The sequence below is a fragment of the Bacillus sp. 37MA genome, from assembly GCF_000372765.1.
Classification (GTDB): domain Bacteria; phylum Bacillota; class Bacilli; order Bacillales; family Domibacillaceae; genus Domibacillus; species Domibacillus aminovorans.
Genome location: NZ_KB889752.1, coordinates 2,911,184 through 2,927,617, shown reverse-complemented (window position 1 = coordinate 2,927,617; position 16,434 = coordinate 2,911,184). Strand labels below are relative to the sequence as shown.

Below are 16,434 nucleotides of genomic sequence, written 5' to 3'. Positions count from 1 at the left end.
ATGACGACACTTTATTTTGACTGCTTCTCTGGCATGAGTGGAGACATGGTCATCGGTGCGCTCCTTGATGCGGGCGCTGATCCAGTAAAAATGGAAGCTGAATTAAAGAAACTGCAAATAGAAGAAGAATATACATTATCGTGGGAAAAAGTTGTGAAAAATGGCATTACGGCGACAAAGTTTGATGTGAAGTTGACAGCTGAAATTAGTCATAGCCACGCACATGACCACGATCACACACACAGTCATGATGATCACAGCCACGACCACAGCCACGATCACGCACATACGCATAGTCATCATCACGCCCACCGCTCGTACAAGGATATTGTCGAGATGATTAAAGTGGCAGGCTTTAATGAAGAGGTTACACGTATGTCACTTGCAATTTTTAAAAAGATTGGTGAAGCAGAAGGGCACATTCATAGTATGCCGCTTGAAAAAGTTCATTTTCATGAAGTCGGTGCGATCGATTCAATTATCGATATTATTGGCGCCGCGATTCTTATTGATCAGATGGGTATCACATCAATTAAATCGTCGCCGGTACCTGTAGGCACAGGCAACATCCAAATTGATCATGGCGTCTATCCGGTTCCTGCTCCTGCGACACTCGAAATGTTAAAAGGGGTGCCAATCGCAAAAAGTGATATTCGTTTCGAGTTGACAACACCGACGGGTGCCGCGATCGCATCTGTTCTCGCAGATGCGTTTTGTTCGATGCCATCGATGACGATCGATGCGATCGGTTATGGCGCTGGGACAAAAACATTTAAAGATTACCCGAATGTATTGCGTGTAGTCATTGGAAAAGAATAATTCAGATGACTAATCAGCGTCCTCCAGATCAGGAGCATATCGATGATCAAATGGTTAAAATGGAAGTGAATCTTGACGATATTTCAGGTGAATGGCTCGGTTACGTAATGGAGTTGTTATTTGAGGCGGGCGCGAATGATGTCTACTACACACCTATCTTTATGAAAAAAAATCGTCCGGGTGTGCTGCTTCAGCTGCTTTGTTCAAGTGGTTCAGTCGAGAAAATGAAGGACATTTTATTTACTGAAACGACGACACTCGGTGTGCGTTATTATCCATTGGTGGTACACCGGCTCGAGCGGGCGTTTATAAAAGTGGAGACGCCGTGGGGACCGGTGACGGTAAAAGAAGGTTCTCATAACGGAGAGACGGTACAGCGAGCGCCAGAGTTTGACGAGTGCCGGCGAATTGCTGAGGAACAAGGAATTCCACTCAAGCGTGTGTACGAGGAAGTGTGGAAGCGTCTTGACGGGAAGTACGGTTGAAAATGCTTTGAAGCAATTTAAAGAAATTTTAAACTAACATAAAAGAGGGTCGTGTCCCAAACGTCGGTGAATAATTGACTGGGGCAGCCCTGTTTTTTTGTTTGAAAAAGACATTTTAGTCTTTTTTATAATGAGTTCGTCGCGAAAATGAAACGTTCACGGCTGCAATCATCTTATCCAGAATGATGAGCTCTCTTCAGAAGGTGCATAGGATTGAATTATACGTTGAATACTTATTGAATAGTGAATGGGGCTTATCTTAAATTTGCCTTGTATGAAGTTCTATTTTATTTAGGTTTTTTGAATTGAAAGAAGGAGGGGCACTAAATGAATGATCAACAGTTGGCTAAGAAAATCCTTCAACACGTTGGGGGAGAGCAAAATGTGTCGAGTCTTCACCCCAGTGCAACACAGTTAGGAATTGAGGTGAAAGACAAGACAAAAGTAAATAAATCCGCATTGGAAAATATGAAAGCTATTATAAATGTAGAAGAAAGCAACGAACAATTTCAAATAAAAATTGAGGGTTCCGTCGAAGATCTTTATAAAGAAATCAAAAAATTAGGGGACTTTACGAACGATTCTACTTCAGAAGAGAAAGAAAAAGAGTCGATGATGTCAAAGATTTTAGGAATAATCTCAGGAAGTTTTGCCCCTATACTAGGTGTGCTTGCTGGGTCCGGGCTGTTAAAAGCATTATTAACTGTTTTAACTATGTTAGGATGGATGTCTACTGAAAGCAGTACATATGCGATTTTGTCTGCTGCGGGACATGCCATTTTTTATTTCCTGCCTATATTTCTCGGGATTACGCTTTCGATTAAACTCGGTGCCAGTCCATATGTCGGTGGAACCATTGGTGCAGCACTTTTGGAGCCGAGCTTTACGAATTTAGCAGCGAATGGAGCGAAAAGCGTAGATTTCTTAGGGATTCCTGTTGTGTTAATGAGCTATTCTTCTACAGTTTTCCCAATCTTCATTGCTGTTGCTATTTATGCAGTATTAGATAAATTCTTGAAAAAGGTTATTTATAAAGACATTCAAATGTTTGTGAATCCGATGATCTCATTACTCATTATTGTTCCGTTAACGGTGCTCATTTTCGGTCCTTTTGGTGTGTATGTCGGAGAGGCAATCGGCGCAGGTATCGAATTCTTAAGCTCAAAAAGCGGTCTTTTAACAGGAGCAGTGTTAGGAAGCGCTTGGACCTTTCTTACTATTATGGGGCTTCACTGGGCGATTATCCCTATCGCCATCGCCAATCTTGCCATTGGTGAAGACCCTATCATCGGGATGGCAGCGGCAGCGCCATTTGCTCAAATCGGGATGGCACTCGGAATTTTCTTGAAAACAAAAGATAAAGATTTAAAAGGTCTTTCTGCAACGGCGATTTTGCCAAGTGTACTGGCAGGTACGACAGAACTGATCAACTATGGAATCATCTTACGCTATAAACGAACGATGCTTTATGTAGCGATTGCAGGAGCTGTAGGCGGCGCTATTAATGGCAGCTTGGGAGTAAAAATGACCGTATTTTCTTTCCCGAGTTTATTGACTATCCCTGCATTTTCGCCGATGTTACAATATGTAATCGGTATCGCAGTTGCCTTAGTTTTAGGAATGGTTCTTACGTATATATTCGGATATGAAGATAAAAACGAAAAAGCTTCTTCAAAAGTAAAGTTCGACACAGGTCAGATTAGTGTGAAAAGGGAAACGATTGGAAGTCCGTTAAGTGGGGAAATCATTCCGTTATACAAGATCAGTGAGCCGCTTTTCGCTACACAAACAGTAGGGAAAGGGATTGCGATTGAACCAGAGAAAGGTGAGGTCGTTTCACCAATGGACGGGGTCGTCACCACCTTATTTCCAACAGAACATGCGGTTGGAATCACATCAGAGGGTGGTGCAGAAATTTTAATTAATATCGGGATTGACACAGTGAATCTGAAAGGCCAATTTTTTACCTCTCATGTCAAACAAGGGGATAAAGTGCGACAAGGTGACTTGCTTATTGAATTTGATATTGAAAAAATTAAAGCTGCCGGGTATCAAGTGATAACACCGGTTGTGATCACGAATACAAGTCAATACCTTGATGTTGTAAAGACAAAGAATTCATTTGTAAACGTTAAAGATGATTTATTAACAGTCATTGTATAATACACAAGGAGAACTCAAATCCTGCCGGCTTTGTAGCAGGATTTTTGCAAGGTTTAGTCATGGATTGAAAAATCAAAAAAGAAGAAAGATTTTATATTGACAAAAAGAAAATAGGATGATATGCTACCTTTAATTAGTTTGTTTAGTAAATGAACTAACTAGCTGATTAAAAAAACCACACACATATTATGTCTTTTCCTCCTCGAAGATCACGTTTTCAGAAAGGAGGAAAAAGATTAGAGCGTTTTGAAAACGCATACTAATGCCGATAAAATGAAATGGCTGTTCCACTGGTAGAATAAAAATAAAGAGAGTGTCCCTACCTCGTCAGTGACAACTGACGAGGTAGGGACACTCTTCTTTTTCGTCGTTATGACCAAGGTGACTTGCTTAAGAGACAGATTTTTATCTGACATGAATGAGCAGTAAGACCCCGACTTCAACATATTGCAAAGAAATGAAGTTTCACTTTATTATACGGTTCGATCGTTTCGCCAATCACTAGGTGTCTGTCCAGTTATTTTTTTAAAAACACGTGCGAAATAAGAAGCATCTTCAAATCCGACAGCACCGGCAATCCAGTCGATTGATGAATGCTCTTTTTTCAGCAGCCGCTTCGCTTCCTTGATGCGCAGATTCTGAAGATAAGTGGTCATCGTCATATTGGTTTCTTTTTTGAATTGGCGAGAAAGATGAGAGGGATGGGTATGTAGCGAATCCGCAATTGCCTGTGCATCAAATGGATCTTTCAAATGAACATGTAAATACCGAATTGCTCGTTGAATGAACTGGGAGTAGCGAGACAACTCATTTTCTTTCACGAGTGTACAATACTCAGCGCCCATCGACTCACTGAGCTTCGTCAAAGCATTGATACTGTCAATTCGTTCAATGGCGAGTGAGAATTTTTCCGATAATTGATGCAGTAAAAAAGGAGGTACACCGCCCCGCTCCGCTGCAATCCGGAAAGTCGTATTTAAAATGATCATCATATTTTTTGTTGCACGCACAGGACGGTTCGGAAACCGCTCGGAGAAATCGAATAAAATCTCGCTTTCTTTTCTGATTTCAAGCAGTTTTTGGGCATTCCCGTGTTCAATTGCATGCATCATGTCATTATTCAGCTCATAGCGCAAATTCACCAGTTCCACATGGGCAGACTCTGCAAATAAATTAGCCGTTTGATCAGGAATGTCATGATGTTCAATAAATGAAATTGGTGCTTGCTGTAAAGACCGGACCTGATGCAGGATGTTGGCCAAACTTTGCTGTTTCGGTCTGCTCATCAGTGGCAGATCGCGGATGAACGTTTCATCTAGCTGAAAGGACGTACGTAATGTAGAGAGGTTGGGCATCTCGATGAGAAAAGGTCCAGCGATTATCGCCGTCTCATCATCGAAAATAGTTGCCGCAAAGGTGAGTCTGGCTGCGTTTGTATGAAAGTGACAGCGCTCCGGATGTTGAAAAGCGGCTTCGCTCAATAAACGAAAGGATTGCGTCTGCAAGGGAATGGGTCCTCCCGAAGGCACATGGGGCTCGTGTGACGTCACCACTATCCCAGAACGCTCGACTGCAAATACATTCATATTCGTTAAATGAAATAATGTCATAAGGGCGGAAGATAGACGGACTGGCGGCTGTCTCATATTTTCCCTCTTTCTTTTTTATGAACAGGTGTTAATCGTGTCCTTATAAAGCAATTATAGTCCTTTTTATAAAAAGAGAAAAGTCATATGATCTACATGTAATCACTTACAAAAGGAGTGCTGAAAACATGTTATATCCAATCATCACAGATACGAGAAGCATTATTGACCTTAACGGTATCTGGAATTTTAAATTAGATACAGGCAATGGCCTTGAAGAAAAATGGTATGAAAATGCATTGACAGACACGATGAATATGGCTGTGCCATCTTCTTATAACGATATCGGCGTAACAGCGGAAATCCGCAATCATGTCGGATGGGTGTGGTACGAGCGTGAATTTACCGTACCATCTATTTTTTCATCCGAACGTACTGTGCTTCGTTTCGGATCCGCGACACATCAAGCAAAAGTATATGTAAACGGCGAACTCGTTATGGAACATTCTGGCGGATTTATGCCGTTTGAAGCGGATCTTAAAGGGTATTTGCAAAGCGGAAAAAACCGTTTGACGGTCGCAGTAGATAACATTCTTGATGAAACAACGCTTCCGGTTGGAAAATATGTGGAACGCGATGTGCCAGGTGTCGGTAAAGTGATCCGCAATCAGCCGAACTTCGACTTTTTCAACTATGCAGGTCTCCATCGTCCGGTGAAAATTTATACAACACCAAACACGTATGTACAAGACGTAACAGTCGTGCCAAATATCGACGGTGCTGTTCAGTACAAAATCGACGTGGCAGGAGAAGCCGATGTGAAAGTAAGCGCGGTGGATGAAGAAGGTGTCATCGTAGCGGAAGCATTCGGTGCAGAAGGAACGATCCAGATTCCAGACGTAAAACTGTGGGAGCCGATGAACGCATACTTGTACACATTTAAAGTAGAGTTGACAAAAGACGGCAGCACTGTGGATGTATATGAACAGCCAGTCGGCGTTCGCTCGGTGGAAGTAAAAGACAGCCAATTCCTCATCAACAACAAACCGTTTTATTTCAAAGGATTTGGTAAACATGAAGACACAGCCGTTCATGGCAGAGGATTTGATGAAGCGGTTAACGTAATGGACTTTGAATTGATGAAATGGATCGGTGCCAACTCATTCCGTACTGCTCATTATCCGTACTCTGAAGAAATTATGCGTCTTGCGGACCGTGAAGGCATTGTCGTGATTGATGAGACTCCAGCTGTCGGTGTTCATTTAAACTTTGCGGCAACATTGTTTGGTGCCAGTGAAAAACGCAACACATGGGAACACATTGGGACTCACGAACAGCATCGTCAAGTGATTCAAGAACTCGTTGCCCGCGATAAAAATCATCCATGTGTCGTCATGTGGTCTGTAGCCAATGAACCGGCATCTGAAGAAGAAGGAGCACGCGAATACTTTGAACCGCTCGTTCAATTAACAAGAGAATGTGATCCACAAAAACGTCCAGTCACCATTGTTACGCATTTATGGTCCACACCGGACACGTGCCACATCGCTGAAATTGTGGATGTACTCGCATTGAATCGTTACTACGGCTGGTACGTCGAAGCAGGCGAGTGGGACATCGTCAAAGCACAGCTACGTGAAGAATTTGACGGCTGGCTGAAACGCTGCCCGGGCAAACCAATCATGTTCACTGAATACGGTGCTGACACCGTTGCCGGCTTGCATGATGTTGCACCGGTTATGTTTACGGAAGAATTCCAGGTTGAATACTACCGCGCGAATCACGAAGTTTTTGACGAATACAAAGAATTCGTCGGAGAACAAGTATGGAACTTCGCAGACTTCGCTACAAGCCAGGGCGTTATGCGTGTACAAGGGAACAAAAAAGGGATTTTCACACGTGATCGTAAACCAAAAGCATCTGCACATGAACTACGCCAGCGCTGGACAGAAATTCCAGACTTCGGATATAAATCGAAATAAGCAAAACACTTATATGTAAAGGAAGCATCCGAAAGAATAAGGTCTCTTTCGGGTGTTTTTCTTTTGATCTTTTTTTATGTACTAAAATAGTTTAAGAGATTAGTCCACTCATTGAAGAGATTACGAACGATTATTTGGCACCGTCCCAGCAAGCCGTAATCGTTGCCTTAAAAGTCGCTCATCAGCGCTATAAAGATCGTTTGGAAGTAAGAAAACAAAAGGATTAGGTAACAACGATCATACAGAAAAAAGCTTCCCCTTAAAGGGAAGCTTTATAAATGGCTTCATATTTCTCAGCTGCAGCTAAATGAGAGTATTCCTCTTCAATTTTCTTTCGGGCAGCGGCCGCAAACTGCTTGCCTTTTTCTGGATTGTCGAGCAAATCAATCATTGCGTCAGACAATTCTTCTACATTTTTCTCCGCTACGAGCAATCCATCAACACCGTGATTGACGATTTCTTTCAATCCGCCAACGGCACACGCAATTAAAGGAGAACCGGAGCCCATTGCTTCAAGTGCTGAAATCGATGTCGCTTCTTCCACGCCTTCTGAATATACACTTGGCACTAATACAACGTCCGCCAGCGCATAATATTCTTTAATGACGTGATGAGGGATCGCGCCTAACAATTCAACGCTCGCACCAATGCCGCGTTCAGCGATTAATTTTTTCATTTCATCCATCGCTTCACCCGTTCCTGCATAAATAAGCTTCGCATTCGGGTATTTCTCAAGCACGGCAGGCAAAGATAAAATCGGGTAAATGACCCCATTTTTCTTCGTTAAACGGCGCGGGACAAAAAACACAGGCGCATCAGCCGGCACATGATGCTTCTCGCGATAAGCTAATTTATTTTCCGCATCCGGTTTAAAATCATCGACATTAATAAAATTACGAATCGCTGTTCCCTGAATGCCAGCTTCACGCTTCACATAATCTTTAATGCGTGTATCGACTGTAATGATCGAGCGCGTTTTTCGGTACGCTTCAATTTCCTGAGCAAGCAAAAACGTCTCTTCCGGGCTGCCTTTTAAAATATTCCCAGCCGATAACGCTTCATATGTCAAATAGCCATGAACCGTTGACACAACAGGAAGTCCTGCATCAAGTGCCGCGAATGTCGCATACACTTCCTGTGCATTCACGATGTCATAATTTTTCTCTTTTTGCGCTTCCATCAGCTTTTGAAGCATTTTCTTGCGCTGCTTCAAGCCGTATACAAATCCTTTTCCTTTTGACACTTTATTCATTAAAAAGCCCGGTCCGCGCACAGCTGCTTTTTGTTGAAATTCTGGAATATCGGTAAACGATAAAATATCGACTTCGTGTCCGCGTGCTTCAAGCCCGGCTTTCAGCGTCGCCACGTGCACAGACAGCCCGCCCGTATGCGGATAATGGTACACCGTTGCAAGCAAAATCTTCATTCCGACATCTCCCTACATGAAATACTTTTTCAGTAATTCAATATTTTCAATCGCTTCATCCCGCATAACCGCCGCATTTTGGGCAACTTTCGTACTCAACTCGGCCCGGTTATTCAATACATAACGCGTATTTTCGACCAATTGATCCCGGTCAAGATCTTCTAAACGGAACGAATACTCCCACATTCCGCTCCGCTTTAATAAACTTTCCACCTTTTTATCATAACTGATTCCGACGTGTGGAACCGCTGTGAGCGCCGAGAAAATTAACGAATGCAAACGCAAACCAACCGTTGCAGCGCATCCTCCAATAAAGTTCAAATACTGATTTGGCGTAAAATCACCCGCTAGTAAATGACACAGGGATGCGTTCTTCATCTTTTGAAGCACTCGCTTCGACGCGTCCACATCGTGATGACCTTCCATCGGCACAAACACAGGCGTCACACCATCGCTCTCGATCAATTCATCAAGTGCAGATGCGAGCTTGTCCTCATAATCACTATGTTCAAACCATGGTCGAACGGACACAGCGAGGAGCTTTTCACTGCCTGTCAAATTCAAACTTTGCAAACAAGCTTGATCTTCTTTTTTCTGAAAAGCAAACACGATATCTGCGGTCACAACCGTTTTCGGGCGAGTGACGCCAAGTTCATGAAGATAGTCTTTTGAATATTGGTCGCGCACAGTAATGAAGTCCGCTTTGTTCGCGAAACGTCTCATTAAAAACTTGCCCCATGAGGACGTGACAGGACCGATGCCTTGCGAGAAAAACATAACGCGTGCGCCACATATTTTCGCGAGCATGGCGATGATTAAATAGTAGGGAAGAGGGCCGAACAAAAACTTCGTCGGATACGTATCCTGTAATAATCCGCCGCCGCCGGAAATTAAGACATCCGCATTCCGGAGCACTTTTATTTTTTCTTTGTTTTCACGCCGCCACGCACGGTACACGGTCTTTACATTGTGTTCACGTGCGGTTTGTTCAGGTGATAGGGAAAATACTGTTATATCAATATTGGGAACTTCTGAACGTAAATTATCGACAATCGACTCAAGAATTGCTTCATCCCCAGTGTTGCCGAGTCCGTAAAAACCAGAAATCACTACTTTCAAACGGGTATTCCTCCTCGTTGATACTTGAAAACTAACCTTCATTTTATCACCGAAACGTGGCGTATTCAAATCGAATTTGCTATACTATGAAAAGCTATTGAAGAAAAGAGAGGGTCCTTAGAGATGCAGAAAATATGTATTATTGGATTAGGATATATCGGACTGCCGACTGCAGCCGTCTTTGCCCGCGCCGGTTATGATGTTGTAGGTGTGGACATAAATGCACAAGTGATTGAGCTGTTAAACAAAGGTGAAATTATAATAGAAGAAAACGGTTTACCAGAAGTCGTGAAAGAAGCAGTTGAATCTGGTAAATTGCGTGCAGCACTCGCACCGGAAGCAGCGGATGCGTTTATCATTGCCGTGCCGACACCGGTTCATGAAGATCATAGAGCGAATGTTGACTATGTTGTGAGCGCAGTGAAACAAATTGTGCCACACGTGAAAAAAGGCGATGTTATCATCGTTGAATCGACGATCCCGCCGCGGACAATTGATGACGTTGTTGCACCGATTTTTAAAGAAGCCGGCTTTGATCCGGAAAAAGACATTCATCTGGCACATTGTCCGGAACGCGTATTGCCAGGCCGCATTTTGATCGAGCTCGTTGAAAATGCGCGCATTGTCGGTGGTCTTACTCCTGAGGCCGCTGAAAAAGCGGCAGACGTCTACCGCCGAGTTGTGACAGGTGATATTTTAGTAACTGAAGCGGTGACGGCTGAAATGTCGAAGCTAATGGAAAATACATTCCGCGATGTAAACATTGCGCTTGCGAATGAATTGTCAAAAATTTGCGGTGCACTCGGTGTTGATGCGCATAAAGTAATCGAACTTGCGAACCGCCACCCGCGTGTGAATTTGCACCAGCCGGGTCCAGGTGTTGGCGGGCACTGTTTGGCCGTCGATCCGTATTTTATCGTGGAAAAAGCGCCAGAAGAAGCGCAAATAATTAAATTGTCACGTGACATTAATAACTCGATGCCAGATTACGTCGTCGATCAAGTGCTGCGCATGACAGGCGATATTGAAAAGCCCACTGTTGCGCTATTTGGTTTAACATATAAAGGAAACATCGATGACGTCCGTGAAAGCCCAGCCATCGAAATCGTTGAAAAAATGATCGAGAACCCGCGCTTTGACGTGCGCGTCCACGATCCACACGTCCGCGGGGAACAAGTCAAATTCCCGCTCGTTTCATTTAAAGATGCGATCGCAGGCGCCCATTTAGTCGTTGTGCTCGCGGATCATAATGAATTTAAAGAATTGGACAACGAAACATTAGTCACCCGGATGGCCCGTCCAGTCGTGTTTGATACGAAAAACTGCACAGGCTTAAGCAGCGAAAGTGGCCTAACTGTACACAAAATCGGTGACCTCCGCGGTTTGTAAATGTTCGCAAACGGAGTAAATGATCAATGAAAAAGGTGAGATAAACGGTGAAAAAGGAACAATATTTAGGTGTGTCGGTATCGCCGCTCACGTATGATCAAATTATCAGAGATATGAAGACACGCATCCAAGCAGGCGAACAGTCGACGGTCATCGCTGTTAACCCTGAAAAAGTGATGACCGCAAGACGCGACCCGCTCGTCAAAGATCTTATTAACAATTCAACGTACCAGATCGCAGACGGCGTCGGTATGATCATTGCCGCTAAATTAAAAAAAGGCGAGCTGACAGAACGGGTGACAGGCGTTGATATGATGGGACGCATTCTTAAGATGGCAGCGGCCGAAAACCTTGGTGTCTTTTTCTATGGCGCGAAAGAAGCGACAGTGAAGAAAGCGAAAGAAAATTTAGAAGCCACGATTCCAGAATTACGCGTCGTCGGATATGAAAATGGCTACGTAAAAGATCAGGACGCTCTTCTCGAAAAAATTCGTGAGTCCGGTGCACACATCATTTTTGTTGCCCTCGGCAGCCCTCGCCAAGAACTATGGATTCGTGAAAATATGCCGAAATTGCCAAAAGTAAAAGTATTCCAAGGTGTCGGCGGCAGCTTCGATGTGTATTCCGGTAACGTACAGCGCGCACCGGAATTTTACCGGAGAGCGGGGCTCGAATGGCTGTACCGGCTCATGAAAGAACCGAAACGTCTAAAACGTCAAATGGCGTTGCCGAAATTTCTTGTAGCAGTCATCACGTCGCGGGAGGACAAAAAATGAAGGTGCTTCATTTAATTAGCGGGGGCGAAACAGGCGGATCGCGCAAACACGTCATTACGCTTCTTGAACAATTTGAGCCGTCAGAAGTGACGCTTGCCGTTTTTCAAGAAGGTTCACTCGCAGAAGAAGCACGTGCAGCCGGTATTCGTACTGAACTGTTCGCGCAAAAATCACGCTACGATCTGTCCGTTCTAAAAAGACTTGCGAATTTCATTCAAGCGGAGCAGTTTGACATTTTGCATTCGCATGGCCCGCGCGCCAACCTGTTTGGCATTTATTTGAAGAAAAAAACAGGCATTCGCTGGGTGACGACTGTCCATAGCGATCCAGCGCTTGATTTTGTGAAAGGCGGCGTCAAAGGCACGATTTTTACAAAATTAAGCATGTACGCGATCCGGCAAATGGATCATTATTTCGCTGTATCAGACCGTTTTAAACAAAACTTAGTCTCGCTCGGGATTTCAGCTGGGAAGGTACAGACTGTATATAATGGGATTCATTTTACGGAAGAACCAGCCGAATCCGCCCTGCTGCATGTGCCGGATCACGCATTTGTCATCGCGATGGTGGCAAGACTTCACCCGATTAAAGGACATGAAATCGTGTTTGACGCTTTACGCCAGTTAGAAATGAAGCCTCACGTCCTTTTAATAGGAGATGGGCCGATTGAAGACGAACTGCACGCGAAAGCGCAAGACTTGCGAGAACACGTTCACTTTTTAGGCTTCCGGAAAGATGTCGCGAATATATATGCGGCGTCCGATGTAGCCTTGCTCGCATCGTACAGCGAAAGCTTTCCGCTCGCGCTGCTCGAAGCGGCGAACGAACGAATTCCGCTCATTTCGACTGATGTCGGAGGTGTGGGCGAGTTGATCACACCGGGCGAAACGGGCTGGATCATCCCAACAGGCGACGCACATGCACTCGCCGCCGCCATTCGCGGGGCGATGCAAGCAGATGTAAAATTGATGGGCGAAAAATTGTACGAACATGCTTCAAATAACTTTTCATTAGACCAACTTCATAAAGCAACGAAAGAAGTATACGTTAAAATCGCGTCCCGTTAACCGGCACGCGATTTTTTGTTGTGGAAACGGAGTATATGGTTTGGAAGCTGAGTAAAACGCTTATAAAATGAGTAACGCTCCGATAAATAAAATCCAATTTATGGATTGTCACAAAATTTTAATAAAATAAATAAACATTACACATAAGGCAACTGAGATAAACATAGACTTGATTTATCGTGCTTTTAAGGTTGTTTTTATTACATCCGAAACCAAAATGTAATGCTTTTTAAACGGTTTCGAACCTAGTGAGGGCGCCTTTTGCTACAAAAATGACAAAATAAAAAAGCAAAATCCTTTAATTTTATCTAGTATATGGTATATAATGAATAAGCTGTTGAACAAATAATCTATTTTAACCGTTTTTTGCTAATAGTTTTACATATATTTTTCATAATGATAACAAACATTACGTTTCTAATAAATTATGGAAATATACAAAAAAAGGTTGAAAAAATTACTTTGTTTGATAGAATATTACTTGAGTTGTAATCCTGTTAAATTCTCCTTGTCTTACATAATGATTCATCTAGTGAGAAATTCAACCAGGTACTCGTATTATGTTTTACGGAACGATTGGCCACAAGCTGATCGGTTTCAAATATAAAAAAACCTTTACAAAACGGGAGGAACTTATTACATGGCTTACCAACCAAAGTCTTATCGTAAATTCGTTGCTACAGCAGCAACAGCTACACTCGTAGCATCAGCAGTAACTCCTGCTTTCGCAGCGTCATTCACAGATGTGGGTGATCGTTATAAAGAAGCAGTAGACTACTTAGTAGCAAATAACCTTACTCAAGGTGTTAGCGAAACTCAATTTGGTGTTGACCAACAAATCAAGCGTGTTGACTTCGCAGTTATGGTAGCGAAAGCGGTTCTTACACAAGAACAAATCGACAGCGCGAAAGATTCTGGCTTCACTGATGTTCCAGATCGCGGTGTGAAATACGTAAACGCGCTTAAAGAAGCAGGCATTGCGAACGGTAAATCAGATACACGTTTTGGCGCAAGTGATGAAATCACTCGTGGTGAAGCAGCATTAATGTTTGCAAAAGCTTATAAAATTACAGGCAACACTGCAAACATTGCATTCTCAGATGTGTCTGAGCGTTACGCAGCTGCAGTTGCTGCACTTGTTGACAACAAAATTACATCAGGTAAAACACCGACTAAATTCGGTACAACTGATCCAATTAAACGCGGCGAGTTTGCTATTTTCCTACACAAATTAGAAACTCTTAATCCAGTAGATCCAGGACAAACTGCGAAAAAAATCACTGATGTAAAAGCAATCAATGATACAAAAATCGATATCACTTTTGACGGTGCATTCGACGCTGACATTGCGGACGAAATCGAAAAAGATCCAGAACGCATTGTTGTGTTCCATGGCGGACAAACAGCAAACAGCGAAGAAGTTATTAAATCATCATTCATTAGCTTCAATGCGGACCGTACAGGCGCATCTGTTATTTTGGCGGATGATGTTGCGACAGTTGAAGCAGGTATCGAGTACACAGTTGCTTTGATGAATGGTACTGATAACGAGGTTGCAGATGTTGTTCTTAAATCTCAACCGACTGTATTAAAAGCAGGCGCAGATAAGCCAACAGTTGAAGTAAACAAAGACCAAGATAAATTTGTTCTTAACTTCAAAAAGAAAATGAGTGCAGAAGCACTTGATCTTAGCAACTACACACTTTATGACGAAAATGATAAAGAGTTGGGTGAGCTAACAGACTTCGCAGATGAAGCATCTAAGTGGGTTGACTCTACTGAAAAAACAGCAGTTGAGTTCAAAATTGCACCAGGTACATTACTAGCTGGTAAAACATACAAAGTAAAAGTTGATGTAGCTGTTGAAACAGATAAAGGCGATACGCTTTCTAGCAGCCAACGTACAATTACAGTGAAAACACCTTCTGTTTCTGAAGCGCAACCAGTAGCGAAAGTAGCACGTATTGTTGGTGAAAGCATCATTGTTACATTCGATAAAGATTTAGATGGCGAAGTGAATTTCAATAGAAGCTTAATCACAATTAAGAGCCCTACTGGTAAAACACTTACAATCGGAGCTGGATTGTCAACTTCTGGAAATGAATTAATCATTCCTATTGAGCAGGGTGCAGGCGATGTGGTGTTGGATAAAGATTTAACGTATACAATTAATCTTCCAGCAAACGGTGTTGCAAATGAAGTATTCACAAATGCAACAAACAAAGAAGTAACAGGTCTTAAAGCGGTTGCTCAAAAAGACATTGAAGTAAAAAGCGTTAAAGCTGAACTTGTACGTCAATCAGATGAGAAAACAAAAGCAGATCTACTTCTTACATTTGATCAACGTGTAAACTTGGATACACTTGTTGCGGATGGAGTGACGATTGAAGAGTCTGGTAAAGAATACACACTTCAAGCAGGCGCAGACATCGAAATCTATTCTGGTGATACAACAGGTAAAACAATCAAAATTAAAGATGTTCGAGATGCATTTGATAATGACTTCACACCTGAATCTGGAGAAACGTACACAGTTGTTATCGCAGTTGGAGCGGTTCAAACAGACGCTGGTGATGGTGCAAAATTCAACCGTTCTAAACTTAAAGCAAGTTTGACAGGTGTTGACGTTGTTGCTCCTAAGATCGACAAAGTAACAGTTGAATCTGCAGAGAAGATCGTGGTTGAGTTTGACCAAGCTATCGATGCGAAAAACTTGAAAGCATCTGATATTAAAGTTCTAGGTTTTGAAAAATACCGTGGTGGACGTTTTGAAGAACTTACTCTTCAAGGTTCTACACAACTTAAATTCAGTGCAAGCGGTGATACATTAACAATCACACCTGCTGACAGCTCTGTGAAATTCCAAACGGGTGCTGGTGATGATGCACTTGCTCTCGTAACAATTGCAGGGGCTGCAATTAAAGGCACGAATGGCGTTGTTGCAGAAGATTTACTTGCACTTGAAGATGAATCTGACTTCATCGATAACGCTGCGCCAATCATGATCGGTGCAGACGCAACTGTACCAGATGGCCTTACTGTTACTTACAGTGAACCAGTTGATTTCGACAGTGCTGACGCTGCTAACGCTGGAAGCCAGTACACTGTAGAAGGTGCAGAACGTGACTCTTACGGTACAACTGCAACAGTAGCTGACAATGAAGTATCTGTAACATTCAAAGATAATGTATTCGAAGATGGTGAAGATTACTCTCAAACAAAAGTAATCTACAAACGTAATTCTACATCTGCGGTACAAGATGCTGACGGTAACGAGCAAGCAAATGCAACTCTTACTGGTGTATCTAACTCTAACTAATAAAGCAACATGCTGCTTTATAAGCTGAGTGATTCAGTAGCATAAAGGGAAATGCCCGGTGAAGTTAAACTTCACCGGGCATTTTGTTATATTCAAAGGGAAACTTCATAGAAAGCGTCTGCTACTCTCTACTATCTTTATCAAACAAATGTTTAGAAAGCATTATTGAACGGACCTGTAAAAAAGAGACTTAGAAAAAGCATCTATAATGCTTGATTGCCAAATTTGATTGGCGCCAGGTCATTTAATGAATGGAGAGGTCTTTGAATCTTCTTTGCTTTAGCGAGAGTGAAAGAATTTGAT

At 42.8% G+C, this 16,434-nt stretch carries 12 protein-coding genes; 9 read left to right on the top strand and 3 right to left on the bottom strand.

All coding sequences use genetic code 11. The features are described 5' to 3' along the window. The 3 genes from larC (at nucleotide 1) to A3M5_RS0116085 (ending at nucleotide 3,467) form a co-directional block, all read left to right on the top strand. A complete protein-coding gene (larC, locus tag A3M5_RS26500; RefSeq protein ID WP_018394814.1) occupies nucleotides 1–819 on the top strand; it encodes a nickel pincer cofactor biosynthesis protein LarC in 819 nt (272 codons plus the stop codon). Between the two features lie 5 nt (nucleotides 820–824). After that, nucleotides 825–1,304 (top strand): nickel pincer cofactor biosynthesis protein LarC2, encoded by a 480-nt coding sequence (gene larC2 / locus A3M5_RS26495; protein WP_018394813.1) that lies wholly within the window; start codon nucleotides 825–827, stop codon nucleotides 1,302–1,304. Nucleotides 1,305–1,631: 327 nt separating this feature from the next. Further along, entirely contained in the window at nucleotides 1,632–3,467 is a 1,836-nt protein-coding gene (locus tag A3M5_RS0116085; RefSeq protein WP_018394812.1) for a beta-glucoside-specific PTS transporter subunit IIABC, read from the top strand. 473 nt (nucleotides 3,468–3,940) lie between these two features. On the opposite strand, the gene A3M5_RS0116080 is transcribed toward A3M5_RS0116085, so the two are convergent. Then, nucleotides 3,941–5,113: an AraC family transcriptional regulator gene (locus A3M5_RS0116080; RefSeq protein ID WP_018394811.1), complete on the bottom strand. Its 1,173-nt coding sequence runs from the start codon at nucleotides 5,111–5,113 to the stop codon at nucleotides 3,941–3,943. Between the two features lie 128 nt (nucleotides 5,114–5,241). Between A3M5_RS0116080 and uidA the strand changes: the two genes are divergently transcribed. Continuing rightward, nucleotides 5,242–7,035, top strand: a complete 1,794-nt coding sequence (uidA, locus tag A3M5_RS0116075; protein ID WP_018394810.1) for a beta-glucuronidase — start codon at nucleotides 5,242–5,244, stop codon at nucleotides 7,033–7,035. 98 nt (nucleotides 7,036–7,133) lie between these two features. Beyond that, complete coding sequence (locus A3M5_RS25530) at nucleotides 7,134–7,262, top strand: DUF3870 domain-containing protein (protein ID WP_152333473.1); 129 nt, start codon at nucleotides 7,134–7,136, stop codon at nucleotides 7,260–7,262. 32 nt (nucleotides 7,263–7,294) lie between these two features. On the opposite strand, the gene A3M5_RS0116070 is transcribed toward A3M5_RS25530, so the two are convergent. After that, entirely contained in the window at nucleotides 7,295–8,461 is a 1,167-nt protein-coding gene (locus A3M5_RS0116070; protein WP_018394809.1) for a glycosyltransferase family 4 protein, read from the bottom strand. A 12-nt stretch (nucleotides 8,462–8,473) separates the two neighbouring features. Further along, a complete protein-coding gene (gene csaB / locus A3M5_RS0116065) occupies nucleotides 8,474–9,580 on the bottom strand; it encodes a polysaccharide pyruvyl transferase CsaB (RefSeq protein ID WP_018394808.1) in 1,107 nt (368 codons plus the stop codon). Nucleotides 9,581–9,703: 123 nt separating this feature from the next. On the opposite strand from csaB, the gene A3M5_RS0116060 reads away from it, so the two are divergent. The 4 genes from A3M5_RS0116060 to A3M5_RS23880 all read left to right on the top strand — a co-directional run bounded on the left by A3M5_RS0116060 (nucleotide 9,704) and on the right by A3M5_RS23880 (nucleotide 16,131). Beyond that, nucleotides 9,704–10,969 carry a nucleotide sugar dehydrogenase gene (locus A3M5_RS0116060; protein WP_018394807.1) on the top strand — a complete coding sequence of 422 codons (1,266 nt, stop codon included), beginning with the start codon at nucleotides 9,704–9,706 and terminating at the stop codon, nucleotides 10,967–10,969. Nucleotides 10,970–11,016: 47 nt separating this feature from the next. Beyond that, nucleotides 11,017–11,745, top strand: a complete 729-nt coding sequence (locus A3M5_RS0116055) for a WecB/TagA/CpsF family glycosyltransferase (RefSeq protein WP_018394806.1) — start codon at nucleotides 11,017–11,019, stop codon at nucleotides 11,743–11,745. Then, nucleotides 11,742–12,812, top strand: a complete 1,071-nt coding sequence (locus A3M5_RS0116050) for a glycosyltransferase family 4 protein (protein WP_018394805.1) — start codon at nucleotides 11,742–11,744, stop codon at nucleotides 12,810–12,812. The genes A3M5_RS0116055 and A3M5_RS0116050 overlap by 4 nt, the downstream gene beginning before the upstream one ends. 640 nt (nucleotides 12,813–13,452) lie before the next feature. After that, nucleotides 13,453–16,131: an S-layer homology domain-containing protein gene (locus tag A3M5_RS23880; protein WP_018394804.1), complete on the top strand. Its 2,679-nt coding sequence runs from the start codon at nucleotides 13,453–13,455 to the stop codon at nucleotides 16,129–16,131. Nucleotides 16,132–16,434 lie beyond the last annotated feature (303 nt).